The organism is Streptomyces sp. NPDC049915, from assembly GCF_040656475.1.
Classification (GTDB): Bacteria; Actinomycetota; Actinomycetes; order Streptomycetales; family Streptomycetaceae; genus Streptomyces.
On sequence record NZ_JBFAMH010000006.1, the window covers coordinates 444,969 to 462,178 of the forward strand.

A 17,210-nucleotide genomic window follows, 5' to 3' on the forward strand; every position below is an offset into this window, starting at 1 on the left:
CGTGCCGCTACATTGTGCCTGCATGCCGAGGCGGCGAGAACATCCGCTGCTCCCAGCAGCACCGATCCGACTCGCGACTCCGGAGGCCGTTTCCTGGTGCAGTCGTTCATGAAAAGTCTCCGCGTCCGGCTGCCGGGGGTCAGTCCGGCGGCGATCGGAGGCACTCTGGCCACGCGACTGCTGGCCACGGCCATGAGCTTCGCGGCGGGCGTCATCGCGGCGCGGAACCTTGGAGTGCAGGGCCGGGCCACATTCGCGGTCATGATCTCCGTCCCCACCGTGCTGAGCATCGTCACGGTCCTGGGTATGGACAACGCCAACGCCCGGTTCTCCGGGATCTCGCACACCGCATTCCGGCAGATCGTCCGGTGGAGCGTGGTGTTCTCCCTGGTCCCCGGTTCGGCGCTCGCGGGGCTGTGGCTGCTGCTCGGTCATTTCTCGCCGGTCGTGCTGCTCGGCGTGCCGTTCCGGCTTGCGCTGGTCGCGGCCGTCATGTGCCCGGTGACCTTGCTGACCACGCTGCTCGGCACGGCCGAGATCGGCCGGGGGCGGGTCAGGACGTACAACCTCGCGAGCACCGTTCCCGCGGCCTTCCACGTCATCGGAGTCTGCGGCCTGCTCGCCGCGGGGTCGCTGACCCCCACCAGTTGCTTTCTGTCCGCGCTGGCCGGACAACTGCTCTGCGCTGGCGTACTGCTGATCGCGGCCACCGCCCGCGTCCACGACGATGGCGAACGGGTTTGTGCCCGGACCTTCGGCAGCTTCGCCATCAAGGCCTATCTCCCGAACCTCATCCATTACGGGATGCTGCGTCTCGATGTGCCGGTGATCCAGTTGCTTGCCGGCGCGACGGCCGTGGCCATGTATGCCGTGGCGCTGCCCCTGGCCGAGGCGATGTTCCTGCTCCCGACGGCGGTCGCGCTGGTGATGTTTCCCGCGGTGACGTCGGGTGCCGTCGACGCGCGGGCGGCAGCGAGGATCGCCCGGACCGTGTGCACTGCCGCCGCCGTGGCCGCCGCCGTTGCGGCGGCAGCTGCCCCCGTCCTGATCCCAGTGATCTACGGGCAGCCGTACTCCGGTGCCGTGCAGGTGATCTGGGCGATGCTCCCCGGCCTGGTGCTGTTCAGCACGGGCCGCTCGCTCCAGGCGTACCTGGCTGCCGCTGATCTGCTTCGGCCGGTGATCATGGCTACCGGGGCTGGCGCGGTGGTCAACATCGCGTTGCTCGGACTCCTGACCCCCCACTGGGCCGCGGTCGGTGCCGGCGTGGCCGACTCGGCGGGATATCTGCTCTTCGCGGTGCTGCTCGGCCGCGGGATGCGGCTGCGCGTGCGCCCCCGCCCGTGCGAGACGGCTGAGCCCGTCACCGAGGAGGCAGCGGCCGCCCCCGCCCGTCCCTCGGCTGGGCGACTGTCGCTCAAGACGCTCCGTCACCGCCGGCGGGGCGCTTACTCGAGGCAGGTGAGGTTCGTTCCGTTCAGCAGAGCATCCGTGGTCGCGGCGGGACTCCTGACCGCGGCGGGCGTGGGCTACCTCGCGATGGCGTACAGCCCCGCCGTCAGTGCCTTGAGCCTGATGAGCGCCGCCGGGCTTGTCGGCATGGCGCTGGCCTGTGTGCTGATCCCGGACGCGGGACTGTACGTGCTCGCAGCCGCGGTCCCGCTTTCACAGACGGACGTCGGGACGTCGCTGATCAGCCCGAGACGGCTGGTCGCTCTGATGCTCATCTGCCTGCTGGGTCGCGTCGTCGCCGGCAGGGGGATCGTCTGGCCGAAGCTGACCGGCGTCCTGATCACCGCCGGCACGGTCGGTTACCTGGTGGCCGCCAGCGCCCTGATCTACGACGCCGGTCCGCAGAGCAGCGGCAACTGGCAGTACCTGCTGCTGGCGTGCGCGCCGATGATGCTGCTGCCCCTGAGCACCGCACCTGGGCCGGCGCTTGACCGAGCGCTCCTGGTGTTCTGCTGGGGCAGTGTGATGGTGGCCGTGATCGCAATCGTTCAGGCGGGGGCCGTCTTCGCCATGAAGGGGGATCTCGCCCCTGCCGACACCGCTGTTCTGGCCATCACTCAAGAGGGTGCGGCCAACCACAACGCCGTGGGCGCCCTTTTCGTCATGGCGGCCGCAGTCATGCTCAGGCGCTGTCCGGTCGCCCGGAGGGGCCTGCCGCGGCTGGCAACCGGTGCCGGGGTCCTCGTGCTCGCTCTGGGGATTGCGTACTCGCTGAGCCGCGCGGCCTACCTGGCGGGAATCGTGGCGATCGTGCTCTACGCCGCCCGCAGATCGCTGCGCGGCGTCCTGGCCCTGGGCGTCGGCGCGGCCTGCCTGGTACCGCTGCTGCCCGCCGCGATCGCGGCCCGGTTCGACTCGATCCTCGGCGGCGCTCCGGACGCCAACTCCGCGGTACGGCTCGATCTGTGGAGCAGCGCACTGCGGATGTTCGAGGCGCACCCGCTTTTCGGTGTCGGCTATCTGAACTTCGCCGACCAGTTGCCCGCCTATTACCAAGCCACTGGTGATTACGAGATCATGTTCCTACAGTTCCCGCTCCTGGAATTCGCGCACAACACCTACCTGACAGTGCTCTCGCAGACCGGCCTGGTGGGGGCTGTCGGAATCGGCGCGATTGTCGTGCTCGGCGCACAGCGGGCATGGCGCGCCATCCGCTGCGGTGACCCTGCGGGCGAGGCGGCCCTGCTGGCCATGGTAGGTGCCGGCGTCTGCTCGATGTTCGGTGAGGTCCTGCTGGTCCCGCCTCTGTTGGCCGGTCTGGTGCTGATCATCCTGGCTGCGAAGCCGGTTCGGGCCGATGTACCACCACCCGTACCGGCGCCGGCCTCGGCTCGGGCATCGGCACCGGTACCGGCAGGGGTGGTGCGATGAGTACGGCCCGGATCGAGAAGCCCGCCCGGCCGCTGCGCATTCTGCAGATCACCTCGACCGCCGTCGGCGGAAGCTGGTTCCACGATCAGGTGCGGGGCCTGGCCGAGCTGGGCAACGAGGTCTGCGCGGTGTTGCCCCGAGAGGGCCCGCTCGCCGACCGGTTGCGCGGGGTCCGGGGCGTCCGGGTGGAGATCATCCCGTTCGGACTGTCGCGTCGGATCAGGCAGTTGCCGGGACTGATGGCTGCGCAGTGGCGGCTGATGAAGTTCATCAGGGAATACAAGCCGGATGTCATTCATTCCCACCTGATCATCGCGATGCTCGCCGCCCGTGCGGCGTCGCCCGCCTACCGGTCGGCACTGGTCGTGTCGCAGGTTCCCGGACTGGTGCACCTACGGATGGCGCCCTTCCGGATCCTGGAGCGGCTTACGCTGCGCCGGGACGATCTGGTGCTCGGATCGTGCCGGGCCATCGCGCGCCGCTACCGGGCCATGGGAGCGCGGTCGGTCGCGGTCAGCTACTACGGCTGCGACGTACACCGGTTCGATCCGGCGACCTCGCCGGATGCGTTCCGCCGTGAGTTCGGCCTCGCCGACGACACGCCGGCCGTCGGCATGGTCGCCTACATGTATCCGAGCAAGTTGCGGGAGTTCCGCCAAGTCGGCGTCAAGGGGCATGAAGTCTTCATCGACGCCGTATCGCTGATTGTGCGTCGGCACCCCGAGGCCAGGTTCTTCGTGGTCGGTGACGAGCTGGTCGGCGACGGGACGTACCGGCGCGAGCTGGAACGCCGCGCCGCCCGGCTCGGCGTCGCCGACCGGATCCGGTTCACCGGCTTCCGGTCCGACATCGGCTCGGTCATGGCCGGGCTGGACGTCTTGGTGAACCCGTCCATGGACGAGTCCGCCTGCTACACCGTGGTGGAGGCGCTGCTCATGCGAAAGGGCGTGGTGGCGACCGACGTCGGTGGCCTGCCGGACACTGTCCAGCACGGACGTACCGGCCTGTTGATCCCGCCCGCCGATCCCCCGGCACTGGCACAGGCCGTGAACGCACTGCTCGCCGATCCCGCAGCGCGTCTGCGCATGGCCTGCCGGGGACGTGAACTGGCGCTCCGCCAGTTCGACATCACCGGGACGGTTAGCCAGGTGAACGGGCTGTACCACCAGGCACTGGCCGAGCGGGGGCGTCGCGGGCTGTTCCGCAGGGAGAACAGGGAGAGGCCGGCGTGAAGGACAACAGGACGTGGGCCGGAACGACGCTGGTGGGCCTGGCGGCAAAAGCGGTACGCGATCTGCGGCGGCCGAGCTTCCCGGTCGACGTGACGACGCCGCCGGGTGACATGACGACCGACCAGCCGGGCCGGTACCCGCTCGACCTGCGGCCGATGACGGCCGGGAGCAAGCTCGACCACGAGCGCGTGGTGGTGACCCGTGCCGCGACCGGCGAGACCTACCGGAACCCGGTCGCGGTCAGTCTGTATGCGCTCGCACAGCACACCGGCGCACTCGCCTGCGGCCGGCACCCGGCCACTCGGGACGAACGGCCGCCGGGCGTGCAGGCTCTGCTGACCCAGGCCGGATGGCTGCGCGCCGGCCAGGACAGCAATGGAGGCTGGTGCTATCCGGTACCAGTGCCCCGGTACGGGGTGCGCCCAGGCTGGTACTCGGCCATGGCCCAGGGCCTGGCGGTGTCGGTGATGCTGCGCGGATACGCCACGACCGGCGAGCGGTCCTTCCTCGATGCGAGCGAGGGTGCGGTGGAACTGATGCTCCGGCCGCTGGAGGCGGGCGGTTGCTCGCACTACGACCAACTGGGGCGCCCTTTTCCCGAGGAGTGCCCGTCGGCCCCGGTCAGCCACATTCTCAACGGTGCCGTCTTCGCCCTCTTCGGTCTCTGCGAGCTGAGTCGGCATCAGGGCGGGACCGCCCACGAACGCGTGGCGGACCGGCTCCGCGACTCGCTGTCCGCCTTCGACCTCGGGTACTGGACCAGGTACGACCTCCGGCACACGGCGCCCGCCAGTTTCGCGTACCACTGCCTGCACGTCGCGTTGCTGACCGCGGCCGGAAGAGTGCTCGCCGACCCGCGATGGCTGGCCGTGGCCACCGCGTGGGACCGCTACACGCGCAGTCCGGCCAGGCGGCTGCGCGCTGCGGCGGACAAGGGCCGGTTCGTACTCGAGGAACGCCATGCCCGATCATGACCACGCCCCGCGACGGCCGGGCACGCGCGATACGCCGGCCACCCCGCTGCGCGTCGTCCTGCTCGCGTCGGCCCCGTCGGCGCACACCCGGCGCTGGGCGCGAGATCTGGCCATGCGGGGTCACGAAGTGACTGTCTGCAGCTGGCATGAGGCGAGCCTTGGTCCCGAAGACTGGCGAGCCGCGTCCGCCCCCGCGGGAGCGTGCTTGCCGTTGCGGGTCGTGCGCGCGGGGTACTGGCTGCGCCGCGAGGTGCGTCGGGCGCGGCCGGATGTCATCCACGTCCATTCGCTCGGCGTGCACGGGGCGCTCTCCCTTCTGCTGCCGGCCCGCAAGGCAGTGCCCCTCGTGATCACTCCGTGGGGCTCCGAACTCCGGGCGGCGGACCGGCATCCCGGCCGGGCGTTGGTTGCTCGGCTGGTGCTGCGGCGGGCCGCGCGCGTGGTGCCGACCTCCCGCGAGGTGGCTGAGCTGGTCGCGAGCCGATACCGGGTCCTGCGCTCACGGATCACGGTCCTTTCCTGGGGGGTACCGGACGTGCTGTTGGATGCCGGAGACGACGCCGACCCCGAGGTGACGCGCGCGAAGTACGGCATTCCGGCCGAAGCCACGGTCGTGCTGTCGGTCCGCAGCACGTCGGAGGTCTACCGGACACGCGAGATCCTCGTGGCATTCACCCGTGCCGCGCGGGTCCGGCTCGACCTGTTCCTTGTGTTGCTGGCGGGTCACCAGCCGGCACATCCCGGCGCCAGAAGCGCGCAACAGGGATACCTCGCGTTTCTTCGCGCCGGAGCAGAAGATTTGGCTGGTCGGGTCACCATCATCGATCAGCCACTCGGCCATGCCGAGATGTTCAGCCTGATGCGCGCAAGTGATGCGGCGATCTCGGTTCCCCGGACCGATCAGCGAAGCTCATCGGTGCTCGAAGCCGCGGCTGCCGGGTGCCGGCTGCTGCTCTCCGACATCGCGCCCTACCGGGAACTGGTGGCGGAAGGCCTGCTCGCGGACCTGCTTCCCGATCCGCTGGTCAGCTCGTTGGCTGACGTTCTCTCCCACGCGGGGCCGCTGGACGCCGATGATCGCCTGTCCAATCGGAAGCTGATCAGCCAGGCCGAGCGCGGCTCCCTGAAGGTCGCGGAACTCGAGCGGCTGTACCGGGATGTGGCCCGCGAAAGGGCGGTGTGATCACGCGCCACCGTCCACTGCCGGTACGGCGGGCGGTGCGGCTCGGCGGCTGTGCCGGAACCTGGGCGACACGGAACATCAGGGCCAGAACTTGCCCGTGAGGAGGAAACGGTCCGTCCCGTGGACGGCTGCGATGCCGTTCAGGGTGGCGCCGGGGACGAGTTCCTCGGCGTGCAGGAGGCCCGAGGCGTCGATGCTCGCCCTCACCACGCCGGTGACGGGGTCGATGCACACGACGCCGTTCGGTGAGCAGCACGTTGGCGTAGACGGCCTGGCCGGCGCACTCCGGGTCGTTCACTCTCGTCACCGGCAGGCCGTCTTCGGTCACGGTGACCTCACCCGTCTACGCGAGGGCGCGCGGATGCTCAAGCGTCGGATGTTCGGCCGCGCAGGATTCGAGCTCCTGCGCAAACGAGTCCTGTCGGCGTAACCGAGAGCCACGCGACCACACGAAGTGGACCAGAGCCCGCGATCTGAGGAACAAGGCCAGCCCGTTCGACCGCGTGGGTGCCTGCCGGCCGCCAGTGCGTGTGGCTTCGGCCGGCCGGATCGCCGGACACTGCCCAGATGGAGCCGGTGACCAGGAGCGCCGCGACGGCCGACAGGCTATGTCTCAGTGTGCGGCCGGGCCCGCCCGGTTGCCGGAACGGCTGGTCCCAGGCAAGCGGACGGCGTCCCGGCCCGGGCCGGGACGCCGTGATTCCACCGTGTGCACGCCCTGATCTCAGGAACTGCGACGACGGCGTACGACCAGCATCGTGCCACCGCCCGCCATGATCAGGGCGGTCGCGGTGCCGCCGATCATCAGGGCCTTGTCACTGCCTGTAGCCGCGAGCCCCTTGCCGTTCTCGGGCGCGTGCGGAGAATGCGACGGCTCGACAGCTGCGGCGAGTTCGAGGGAATCGCCCTGGCCGCCGCCCTGCCCGTGGTGCCCGGGCTTGCCCGGGTGGTGGGGCGGCTTCGGGGTGGGCGTCACCCTGCCCTGCACATGGATGCTGACGCCGACACTCGGGTCGGGGTGGTCCGAGGTGAGCCGGAAGACGTGCCAGCCGGTAACGGTGTTCGCCGGGATGGTCACGGTCCCCGAGACCGAGCCATTGGCCCGGGCCCGGAAGTGGCCGAGCACGACCGGCTGTGATTCGAGCAGCGCCGTGACGTACGCCCTGGGGGCGAAGACGCCGGGGATGGTGCTGAAGCTCAACGGCTGCCCCGCAATCACCGTGGTGGTGCTGACGGAGAGGGGCGGGGTCGGCGGCGGGTACGGCTGCGCCGAGGCGGTCTGCGCCCCGATCAGCGGTGCCGCGATGAGAACGGCGGCCGATGCCGCCGATGCGAGAGCGGCCCGCCATCTGCGCGTTGCTGTCATCGTCGTCAATCTCCTCGACTTGAGCCCGGTCCTGGGCGTCCGGCGGCCGTGATTCGGTGTGTGGACACCAATACCCTGATACAGGGAATAAATAGAACATAACGACATTTGTTGCTGTGGTGGCGCAAGAAGCCACCCGATTGGGGGAGTCCCGGATCACCCGGTGGGCGTCAAGGGTCTTCGTCGGGCCGACACAGGGGGTGGCTCCCTCGCTCGAAGAGCCCGAGTCCCTATGGTCGACTGCGTCCATAGGGAACAGAAAGCCTCAATTCGGGTGGTTCCCTCGGTCCCATGAGGGGTGCAGCTTGGATCTCCAAGGATTCCTGAAGGCTCTTGCCAGACGCTGGCCGACGGTCGTGGTCTGTCTGGTTCTCGCGGTCGGGACGGCGCTCGCTGTGACGAGCGTGAGCACCCCCGTCTACGAGGCGAGGACGCAGCTCTTCGTCGCCACCCGCACCGGTGAGAACACCGTCGATCTGAACCAGGGGCAGACGTTCTCACAGGCACGTGTGCAGTCGTACGCCGAGATCGTGAGGACCCGCCAGGTCACCGCTGCCGTGGTGAAACAGCTGCGGCTGCGCACCACCCCGGAGGAGCTGGCGTCCCGGATCACCGCCGTCGTTCCGCTCAAGACCGTGCTCATCGACATCACCGTCCGGGACACCGCGCCCCGGCGCGCGGCGCGCATCGCCAACGCCGTGGCAAAGCGGTTCAGTTGGGTCGTCGAGCAGTTGGAGACCCCCAAGCGGCAGGTCCACTCGAGGCCGCCCGAGACGGGTGACAAGGACGCGGATGCCGCGCCTGTCTCCCCGGTCTCCCTGGGCGTCACCCAAGAAGCCGTCGCCCCCGCATCCCCTATGTCGCCCCGCCCGTTGCTGAACCTGGCCGCGGGTGTGGTCGGCGGCCTGCTGCTCGCTGCCGGGCTGGTCGCCCTGCGCGAGACGCTTGACACCACGTTCAAGACGAGCGAGGCACTGGGCGCGTTCACCGCTCTGCCCGGCCTCGGTACGATTCCGTACGACAGGAACGCGCCGAGGCAGCCGCTCGTCAGTGCCGACGGGCACTCCAAGCGCGCCGAGGCGTTCCGCAAACTGCGTACCAACCTGCAGTTCTCACAGGTCGACGACCCGCCGCGGATCATCGTGGTGACGAGCTCGGTGCCCGGTGAGGGCAAGACGAACACCGCGATCAACCTCGCCCTCTCGCTCGCCGAGGTAGGCGTCTCCACCTGCCTTGTGGACGGCGACCTGCGCCACCCGCGCGTGGCGCAGGCATTCGGCCTCGTCCAGGACGCGGGCCTGACCACGGTGCTCATCGGGCAAGCCCGGGTCGAGGATGTGATGCAGCGTGTTGCCGGCGGGCTCTCGGTGCTCGCCAGCGGTGCCGTACCGCCGAACCCTGCGGAACTGCTCGCCTCGGCGCGCATGGAAGAGGTGCTGCGCGAGCTCGCGGACCTGTACAAGGTCGTGATCGTCGACACTGCGCCGCTGCTGCCGGTCGCCGACACTGTGGGGCTCGCGCCTCTCTCCCAGGGGGCGCTACTCGTCGTACGGGCCGCGAAGACCAACCGGGACCAAGTGCGCACCGCCAAGGAATCGCTGGAGCGCGTGGGCGTCCGCCTGCTGGGCACCGTGTTCAGCATGGCTCCAGTTCCCAAGGGCGGCCGTTACGGCCGTTACGGCGCCTATGGGCAGTACGGCGAGCTGCCCGCTCCGCGTACGTCGGCCGCACGGGAGGGAAGCGCCGCCTCAGCGGTGACGCGTCCCACGGACGGGAAATGACTCGGATCCTGTTCGTCTGCACGGGCAACATGCACCGCTCGGTGTTCGCCGAGCGCCTGCTGGCGGCGAGGTTGCCCCCGGGCTCGGCCCTGCGGCCCGAGAGCGCCGGCACGCAGGCGTGGCACCGTTCCTGTATGGAGGACACCACCCGGGCGGTCTTGGAAGAGCTGGGCGGCGACGGCTCCGGATTCGCCTCCCGCCCGCTCACCGCACAACTCATGGCGGGCGCCCCGCTGGTCCTCGGCCTCGCGCGCGAGCACCGGGAGGCAGCCGTGCGCCTCGCGCCGGCGGCGATGCGGCGCTGCTTCACCCTGAAGGAATTCGTGCGGCTCGCGGATGGGGGAGGGGCGGGGGGTGTCGGGGCGGACGGATTCGAGGCCGTGGCGGCGGCGGCAGCCACCCGCCGCGGCGTCGTGTCCCCGGTCCCGCCGGCCGACGACGACATCCCGGACCCCTGGGGCAGGCCCCGTGAGGAGCTCTACGAGTGTGCCCTGGAGATCGACAGGGCGGTGAGCAGGCTGGTCCGGCTGTGGGGGATGCGTCACGCCTGACGGCTGTTGAGCGAGCCGTGGAGTCAGGGCTCGGCGAGCGGGCTCGGGGAGCGCCTGGGCAGTCGGTGCATGACGTGCTGCTCCGCCGGATGGGCGAGCCGCCGAAGGCGGGGCCGCGGGAGGTGGCGGCGGCAGCCCGGGCTCAGTCACGCGACCGCGTGCCCTACACAAGCGGCGGCGAAGAACGCAGCATCGGTGACGCCGCGGTCGCCGCGCACCGGCAGACCGGTCCCGCGCCGAGGCGGGGGACGCGCCCGGTAGCAGGGCGAGCGGCAGGGGGCGCGATGCTGCGAGCCCCCGCCGCTGACTGCACGGCCGACGATCAGATTACGGTGCGACGCGAGTGCGGCACCCGTCTCGGGTCCGTCGGTGACGCTTTCGACCAGGCCGCGGTCGGTGAGCGGCTTGAAGACCGTCCGGTCGGCGTCGGCCAGAGGGTCGGTGGTGGAGTTCAGCTTGAGGACGGCGGTGCTGTCTCGGCGGACAGCTGGTACACCACCTCCTGGGGCGGGTGGAGAAGATGTTGCCTCCGCCCAGGACCAGGCGACGCCCCGAGTGTGAGGCCAAGTTCTCTGGGTGAGTCCGGCCGTGGCCCGCACCCGGTCCTCGGTGACGCCGGGCGCCGTCCAGACCTCGGCGCAAAGGCCGTCACGAGGAGTCGGTCGTGGGAGTTGTAGGGGAGGACCTGTACGGCGAGCCAGCCGCCCGGGGCCCGGGTGATCCGGGCGCCGGCCAGGACGTCCGTGTCCTCGTCAAAGCGTCGCAGTGTCTCCTGCAGCGCCCGCACGTAGCTCAGGACCGCGCATGGACCGCTCGTCCATCGTCTCCCAGCAGGGGAGAGGCGGGAGGGAGTTGCTAAATCCTAGCCGCGGCTTACCGCATGACCGGAGGGGTGGCAGACGCGGACGGCAGCCTCGATTTGGAAGGCGACCAGTGCCTGGCTCGGGCAGAAGTTCTTCGTAGTTGCAGACGGGGACGGCCCGGTAGCGCACCAGGATCGTGGCCGTGACGGACACGACAGCACGGGGTGAGGCGCCGCGGTGTGGCTGGCACAAGGAGCGAGTGCCAGTCCAGGGAGTCCTCGAGTGCACCAGTGTCTTCGTAGTCGTTGTGTGTCCACTCCACCTCGATGCATCCATAGAGCATCACGTGATCCGGACCGAGTGACACGTTCAGAGACGCTGCCACCCGCTCTATCAACCGATCACGGCTGGGAGCAGCGACGTGGATCCGGCACTCAAAGTCCCCTTCCGCGCCGACTGGCTCTCAGACACCGGCGGCTCGACCCGGTCCTGTCGTTCACCTGTCCGGCGCCGGGCGGATGCAGGTGTGGCGCGCTCGGACGACGATCGGCAGCAGGGTCGCGCGTCGAGAGGCCCGTCCACATGTCGGGGAGGAGACGAGTAGATGGCGAGCGAGCGTATCAACACCGGCGAGCCAGGGGACTCCATGGCGGGCGAGTGGCTGCCCGCCCTGGACGTGGCCGAGCCGGAGCAGCAGAACCGGTTCAGCATTCTGCTGCGAGCCGTGCTGCTGATCCCGCACCTCGTGGTGCTGTTCTTCCTGTCGATCGCCGCCTTCTTCTGCGTCGTCGCCGGGTGGTTAGGTGCGCTGGTACTGGGGCGCCTGCCTAGTGGGATCGCCGTGTTTCTCTCCCATTTCCTGGGCTACCGCGTGCGGGTCACCGCGAGTCTGATGCTGCTGAACGGCCGCTACCCGCCCTTCGCCTTGAAGCCTCCAGCCGGTCATCCGGTGCGGATCGGTCTGCGGCCGGGGCGGCTCAACCGGCTCGCGGTGTTTTTCCGGCTGATCCTGATGATTCCGGCCGCGATCGTGCAGAGTCTGCTCTCCTCGGGCTGGTGGGCCCTCGGCTTCATTTGGTGGCTCATCGCACTGATCCTCGGGCGCCTGCCTCGACCCTTGTTCGAGGCGACCGCGGCCACCCTGCGCTACGTGATGCGCTATGAGGCGTACATGATGATGCTCACCTCCGCTTACCCCAAGAAGGTCTTCGGCGACCGGGACGTGGCCGCGGGCGAGCCGGTCCACTCGGCCACCCGCCCGCTGCTCGTTTCCGGTGGGGGCACGGCGCTGCTGGTGCTGTTCCTCCTGCTCGGTATCGTCAGCGGTGTCACCTCCTCCGTCTCCTGGTCTTGGTCCGACTCGGACTCCGGCACGGCGTCGATGTACTGACCCGCGGAGTGCTCAGCCCAGGGCCGCGAAGCGGTCATCCAGCACGGGCCACCAGACCAGTTCCGCCATGCCCGGTCGCGTATCGACCTGCGCAAGAACCGCACGTTGCGCCACACTGGCGACTGCATCATGGCCGCGCTCGCGGTGCTCGCTCTGGTCGCGCTCCGCGCCCTGTGCCTTCTCCCTGTCGGTTGTGGTCAACTTCCACACCGACTGATATGCATGTACTCCTTGGCAAACGTGAGCCAGATGGGCTTCCAGTCGTCCGGCCCGGTGTCAGACTTCGACGAGTTCGACGACTCCGACGCGATTCGCGGCACTGGCTGCAGGTGCAGCCGTCCGGCTGGATGGACCCGATGCCGAACTTGTCGCGGGCGTAGCCGTTCATCGAATGTGGCGCGGCCACAGGGCGACCAGGCCGACAACGAAGGCGGCCGGCACCGCGAAGAGAAGGACGCGCTGGCAGAACGTCCGCCAATCCATAACGACATCTCCTCGGATGAGACCCGGACAAGTCGCCGTCCGCCTGCAGGTGTTTGCCGGCACCGGCGTACGGCCACGATGTGATCTCCTATGGGGGATTGGCGCTACGTCGTCCGCCAGATACCGAGCGTTCTTGTAAACACTTCTTCGGAACCTTTGAGTTCAGCGCGGTTCCCCCGTCCAATGGGGTGTAGCAGTCGACCACTCCGCGAGACCCGGATGAGTGGATGTACCGCCCCCTGTTGCCGCAGGTGGCGTACTGCTGCCACAGCTGCCACCGCCCCAGGTGCAGAGGGAACCGGCTGCCTGTCACCCTCATCGATCGCGCGGCGACGGCACCACCGCGGCCGGACGGCCGTGCACCCGCTGGTGCGCCAGCGCCCACCACACCTCCGCCAGGTCCGCCGGATCGCGCAGATTGGTCCCGGAGACCTCCTCGAACCGGCGCAGTCGGTTGCGCAGGGTGTTCGGGTGGACGAACAGGGCACGCGCGGCAGCCTCCAGCCGTAGCCCGTGTTCCAGGTACGCCGCCACCGCCTCCTCCAACTGGACGCCGTCCCCACGTTCGTGCAGGGGCGCGAGTCGCTGGCGCACCAGGCGCTCACCCAACACGGGTGTCTGCGCGACCGCGGTCCGCAACCCCAGCTCGTCGCGGGTGAACACCCCAGCCATGCCGAAAGCCACCGCCGTCTGCAGGGCTCGGCTCGCCGCCGTGAACTCCTCGGCCAGGTCGGGTGCGGTCACCGCCGCACCCAGACCCACCACCAGGTTCCGGTACAGCGCGGACGGGCGACCCGTCAGTAGTCCCGCCGCGTCGCCGTCGACGGTCGTCACCAGGGGCTCTCCGGCCGGATCCACGGCCAGCCACGGCCGCAGTGCGCGCACCACCTCGGTCGGCGTCGTCGCCCCGGACACGGCCCGGGCCCTGAACGGCAGGCGGGCCACGCCCGGCTCCCAGGCGAAGATCCGTACCACAGCGGGATCCGCCGGGATCGTCAACAAAAGGCGTACATAGGTTTCGAGCCGGCCCTCGGTCGATTCGGGGCGCGTCCGGTCCGGCACGTCGTGCAGCGCTCTGCGACGCACGATCCGTACCGTCATCGCCCCGGCCCACGACCACACCTGCTCACCGATCTCCAGCAGCTCCTCGGAGGGGGCCTGCCGGGCGGTCATCTCAGCGGCGAACCGCGACCACACCACGTCGACGCCTATCCGATGGGCGTGGATGACGTCACCGACCGGAACGGTGTCACCGATCGCCCCGGCGGTGGCCGGCACGGCCGGATCACCGCCGGGGCCAAGAGCCGTCACCGGCAGGGCGTCCGCACCCTGGGCCGTGCACAATCGCGCCACGACGCCCATGCCGCGGTCCACCGCGCGCGTCACGCGCAGCGTCAGCAGATCCGGCGGCACCCGCGCGTACGACGGCAGTTCCGCCCTCAGCCGACCGGTCACCTCGGCAACGACGGCGCCCAGATCCTCGCGCACGGCGGCGACCGCCGCCGGCACCCTTGTGGAAACCTCCTCCGTGCCCCCCATTGGTCGCTTCCTTCCTCCATGGTGCATTGTTCGAACGCTCGCCATGCTAGGTCCAGCAGTCCCGGTCTCCGGAGCACCGACATACGCCATGTGGCCGGTACACGGCGGGACTTGGAGGACCGCGCTGCCGGTCCCACCCCCCCATGACGCACACGAAGGACTCCCATGGCCTCTTCCTGGAGACGCGCGGCGCTGCCCGCCGCCGCCCTCGGCATACTCGTGCCCGCCGGTTTTGGGGTGGGGGCGCTGCTCTCCCCGTCCGGCGAAGCGCCCTCGGACCGCGCCGCCGGGGCCGGGAGCAGTGCTTCCGCACCCGCCTACGAGGCGGCGGAGAACGACGGCGCCGGCGCCGTGGTCGCGCAGCCGACCGCCCGGCCCGACCGGCACGTGCACTCCGCGTCCGTCCGCGTGGCCGCCTACGACCAGGGGCGGCGCCGGGCGGTGCTGAAGACGGCGGAGCGCGGGGCCGTACGCGCCGGTGACGTCGTTGCTTCGGCGCCGACACGATCGGCGCCCGCCGGCGCGCTGTTCAAGGTCGCCAAGGTGGTGGAAAGCCGCGGGGACGAGGTCTCAGTGACGACGGCGCCCGCGACCATTCCCGAACTGCTCGGTGAGCGCAGCGTGAAGCAGCGCGCGGCCGTCTCCGCCCGCGAACTGAGCGTCAGACCCCTGTCGGAGGGTGTGACGGCGACCACGGACCGTGCGGCGGCCGCTGAGAGCACCCCGGCGTCCCCCTCGCCCGCCGGCTCTGCGCCCGCCGATCCAGCCCCGCCGACGGACGCACCGTCCTCTTCCGGGTCGACGGACACGGGCACAGGCACAGGCAGCGCTACGGCCTCACCCGCGCCGTCCGCGTCGTCGTCACGCACGCTGAACACGCTCTTGAAGGCCTCGTCCCCCTCCTCCGCACCGGCGCAGACCACCGGGCCGGGCCTGCCGCGTGAGGGGGCGACACCGCTCACCACGCTCCGCCTGGCTCTGGACGTGCCGCTGCCCGTCGGCATCGAGGCCACCGACCGCTCACCCGCGCGGCTGGCGGGCGAGGTGCGGTTCACCCCCGAGGTGTTCTTCCAGTACGAAAAGCGGCGCGGTCTGTCCGTCCTGCCCGAGCGGGCAGCCGTCGGTCTGGGCGGCTTGTACGGATACGACTGGCAGGTCCACGGCAAGGTGAGCCGCGCCGTGGACTCCGGCGAGATCACCCGGCCGCTCGCGGCGGTCACCGGCCGGCACACCTTCTGGGTGGGTCCGGTGCCCGTCGTCGTCAACACCGAGGTCGTCTTCGTCTACCGCTTCACGGCCGACGGGCGCATCGTCGTCGATGCCGACCAGCGCACGTCCGGCTCGTTCGACATCGGCGCCCGCTACGACCGCGCCAAGGGCTGGCAGCCCGTCCGCCACGCCGAGCAGCGCACCGAGGGCGACCGGCCGCGCGTGGAAGGGGCGGCCACCGCCCAGGCCGTCATGGGCGCCAGGGCCAAGGTCTCTCTGTACGACGCGGCCGGAGTCGGCGGCGACCTCTCCGTGCAACTGCGGGGTCGCGCGAGCGCGGCGTCGGACGGAAAGCCCGCCTGGGAGCTGACGGCGGGGTACGACCTGAAGACCGAACTGATGCTGCAGCTGAGGATATTCGGCATCAGCGTCGTGGACCTGCGCACCACTCCCTTCACCCTGCACGGCGAGCGACGCCTCTTCGGCCAGGGCACGCCGAAGGCGTGACAAGGCCCTGACGGCGGGGGCGCCGGCCCTCGGTTCGGCGCCTGACGCTGGGAGGGGGCTTGTTGGTGTGTGGGGTGCTGGCTGGCCTGGTGTCTTGCTAGGGTCCGTCTTCAAACGGATCTTGCCCAGAGCAGGAACCGCGAAAGCCCTTGAGCTGGTTGAAGCAGCGTTCGACAGTGTTGCGTCGGCGGTAGATGTGACGGTCGAATCGTGGAGGCCGTCCGCCATGGCGACCGCGATGGTGACGGTGTCGTTGCTGGTCGCCTCTTCTCTGGGAGGTGTGGGCGATCCCGCGTCGTCGCAGGTAGGCGCGGAATCCGCGGGAACTGCAGGCCTTGTCCGCGATCACGTGATCGGGACGGCACCGCGGTCGTCCAACGCCGTTGCGGGGCAAGCGAATACGTTCAAGCAGAGGCTGGGCACAGACACTGTCGTGACGCTGGCCAGGCGTGATCAGGATCGCCAGCGTGCGGCCCTGGCCGTCACAGGCGAGGTGGATCTTCGTGGTCAGGCCTCCTCGGGATCGGCCGAGGGCGTGATCGTCCCGGCGGCCCGGAGGCGGGCGGTCTCGGCGGCGGCTGCCTCGGGGGCGACGTCGGCTGCGTGGCAGTTCCCGCACACGCAACGGTCGCCGGCCACCTTCCGCCTGCCGTGAACGGTCAGCCGGGCATTACGGTGGGATACGAAGACCTCCGTGCGGTGCAGTTCTAGACAGCTCCACCACACCGGGGGTCTTCGGCATGATCAAGCCCTGCGGCTGTCAACAACGCTCGTGACCAATACACCTGGCGCTGGTCGGTGAACTTCGTCCCGCACCGTGCGCACGTCGGCGGCCGCGCCTCCCGCTCCGCGACCCGGCGCCGCTCTTCCTCGTCGGCCTGCGCGGCCTGGCGGCGGTAAAGGGCGTCGCCGTCGGGGTTGTCGAGCGTGGCCGTCAGCGTCTGCTCGCCCTCGCGTCCCAGCCGCCGCCACACCGCCGCATCCGCGCCATGCCCCTGGAGCTGCTCCACAGTGGTGACGAGGGCGGGCACGGCCTGGCCGTAGTCCCGGGCGGTGATGCCCCGGTGGTAGGTGTCGTACTGGCGCGGCGCCCCGTAGCGGCGGCCGGCCTGCTCCAGCACGGCGACCGTGTTGTCAACGTTCGCGGCCGTGGTGTCCGCGAACACGAACGTCACCGGCGGCAGGCCCTCCCTGCCGGTCGGTGGGTAGACGCGGCGCCACAGCCGCCCCTCGTGGAATATCGTGCTAGTCCCGTGCGCGGTACGAGCCGTACCGCGCACGCCCCCACGGCGCAAGCCCAAGCCGGGGT

General features: G+C 70.2%; 13 protein-coding genes and 2 pseudogenes. 9 read left to right on the forward strand and 6 right to left on the reverse strand.

Annotated elements, in window-relative coordinates; genetic code table 11:
• Positions 1-96 precede the first annotated feature (96 nt).
• The 4 genes from AB0J12_RS14240 (at position 97) to AB0J12_RS14255 (ending at position 6,272) form a co-directional block, all read left to right on the forward strand.
• On the forward strand, positions 97-2,883 hold the full coding sequence (locus AB0J12_RS14240) for an O-antigen ligase family protein (RefSeq protein ID WP_363264544.1): 2,787 nt from the start codon (positions 97-99) through the stop codon (positions 2,881-2,883).
• An 89-nt stretch (positions 2,884-2,972) separates the two neighbouring features.
• A complete protein-coding gene (locus AB0J12_RS14245) occupies positions 2,973-4,115 on the forward strand; it encodes a glycosyltransferase (protein ID WP_363264545.1) in 1,143 nt (380 codons plus the stop codon).
• Positions 4,112-5,089, forward strand: a complete 978-nt coding sequence (locus AB0J12_RS14250; protein ID WP_363264546.1) for a D-glucuronyl C5-epimerase family protein — start codon at positions 4,112-4,114, stop codon at positions 5,087-5,089. Before AB0J12_RS14245 ends, AB0J12_RS14250 begins: the two co-directional genes overlap by 4 nt.
• Positions 5,076-6,272, forward strand: coding sequence for a glycosyltransferase family 4 protein (locus AB0J12_RS14255; RefSeq protein ID WP_363264547.1), 1,197 nt, complete (start codon positions 5,076-5,078; stop codon positions 6,270-6,272). Before AB0J12_RS14250 ends, AB0J12_RS14255 begins: the two co-directional genes overlap by 14 nt.
• 78 nt (positions 6,273-6,350) lie before the next feature.
• On the opposite strand, the gene AB0J12_RS14260 is transcribed toward AB0J12_RS14255, so the two are convergent.
• Both AB0J12_RS14260 and AB0J12_RS14265 read right to left on the reverse strand, forming a co-directional pair.
• Positions 6,351-6,506 (reverse strand): glutaminyl-peptide cyclotransferase, encoded by a 156-nt coding sequence (locus tag AB0J12_RS14260; protein ID WP_363264549.1) that lies wholly within the window; start codon positions 6,504-6,506, stop codon positions 6,351-6,353.
• Positions 6,507-6,996: 490 nt separating this feature from the next.
• A complete protein-coding gene (locus tag AB0J12_RS14265; protein ID WP_363264550.1) occupies positions 6,997-7,473 on the reverse strand; it encodes a hypothetical protein in 477 nt (158 codons plus the stop codon).
• Here AB0J12_RS14265 and AB0J12_RS14270 point away from each other — a divergent pair.
• The 4 genes from AB0J12_RS14270 (at position 7,457) to AB0J12_RS14285 (ending at position 12,163) form a co-directional block, all read left to right on the forward strand.
• A complete protein-coding gene (locus AB0J12_RS14270; RefSeq protein ID WP_363264551.1) occupies positions 7,457-7,690 on the forward strand; it encodes a hypothetical protein in 234 nt (77 codons plus the stop codon). The two genes, AB0J12_RS14265 and AB0J12_RS14270, sit on opposite strands and share 17 nt — an antisense overlap.
• 148 nt (positions 7,691-7,838) lie before the next feature.
• Complete coding sequence (locus AB0J12_RS14275; protein WP_363264552.1) at positions 7,839-9,419, forward strand: polysaccharide biosynthesis tyrosine autokinase; 1,581 nt, start codon at positions 7,839-7,841, stop codon at positions 9,417-9,419.
• Positions 9,416-9,970: a low molecular weight phosphatase family protein gene (locus AB0J12_RS14280; RefSeq protein ID WP_363264553.1), complete on the forward strand. Its 555-nt coding sequence runs from the start codon at positions 9,416-9,418 to the stop codon at positions 9,968-9,970. The genes AB0J12_RS14275 and AB0J12_RS14280 overlap by 4 nt, the downstream gene beginning before the upstream one ends.
• Positions 9,971-11,377: 1,407 nt before the next feature.
• On the forward strand, positions 11,378-12,163 hold the full coding sequence (locus AB0J12_RS14285; RefSeq protein ID WP_363264554.1) for a DUF4389 domain-containing protein: 786 nt from the start codon (positions 11,378-11,380) through the stop codon (positions 12,161-12,163).
• Positions 12,164-12,175: 12 nt separating this feature from the next.
• Here AB0J12_RS14285 and AB0J12_RS14290 read toward each other — a convergent pair whose 3' ends face one another.
• Both AB0J12_RS14290 and AB0J12_RS14295 read right to left on the reverse strand, forming a co-directional pair.
• Positions 12,176-12,364 carry a hypothetical protein gene (locus tag AB0J12_RS14290; RefSeq protein WP_363264555.1) on the reverse strand — a complete coding sequence of 63 codons (189 nt, stop codon included), beginning with the start codon at positions 12,362-12,364 and terminating at the stop codon, positions 12,176-12,178.
• A gap of 597 nt (positions 12,365-12,961) precedes the next feature.
• Positions 12,962-14,185, reverse strand: a complete 1,224-nt coding sequence (locus AB0J12_RS14295) for a helix-turn-helix domain-containing protein (protein WP_363264556.1) — start codon at positions 14,183-14,185, stop codon at positions 12,962-12,964.
• Positions 14,186-14,350: 165 nt separating this feature from the next.
• Between AB0J12_RS14295 and AB0J12_RS14300 the strand changes: the two genes are divergently transcribed.
• Positions 14,351-15,901, forward strand: coding sequence for a hypothetical protein (locus AB0J12_RS14300; protein WP_363264557.1), 1,551 nt, complete (start codon positions 14,351-14,353; stop codon positions 15,899-15,901).
• 139 nt (positions 15,902-16,040) lie between these two features.
• Here AB0J12_RS14300 and AB0J12_RS14305 read toward each other — a convergent pair.
• A pseudogene (locus AB0J12_RS14305) lies at positions 16,041-16,436 on the reverse strand (IS5 family transposase); the annotation flags it as partial.
• A 172-nt stretch (positions 16,437-16,608) separates the two neighbouring features.
• A pseudogene (locus tag AB0J12_RS14310) lies at positions 16,609-17,210 on the reverse strand (hypothetical protein); the annotation flags it as partial.

Bases quoted from the DNA above. Each gene is read 5' to 3' on its own strand.
- AB0J12_RS14285 (WP_363264554.1), top strand. From the start codon at position 11,378: ATGGCGAGCGAGCGTATCAACACCGGCGAGCCAGGGGACTCCATGGCG.
- AB0J12_RS14295 (WP_363264556.1), bottom strand. From the start codon at position 14,185: ATGGGGGGCACGGAGGAGGTTTCCACAAGGGTGCCGGCGGCGGTCGCC.
- AB0J12_RS14255 (WP_363264547.1), top strand. From the start codon at position 5,076: ATGCCCGATCATGACCACGCCCCGCGACGGCCGGGCACGCGCGATACG.
- AB0J12_RS14280 (WP_363264553.1), top strand. From the start codon at position 9,416: ATGACTCGGATCCTGTTCGTCTGCACGGGCAACATGCACCGCTCGGTG.
- AB0J12_RS14300 (WP_363264557.1), top strand. From the start codon at position 14,351: ATGGCCTCTTCCTGGAGACGCGCGGCGCTGCCCGCCGCCGCCCTCGGC.
- AB0J12_RS14270 (WP_363264551.1), top strand. From the start codon at position 7,457: ATGGTGCTGAAGCTCAACGGCTGCCCCGCAATCACCGTGGTGGTGCTG.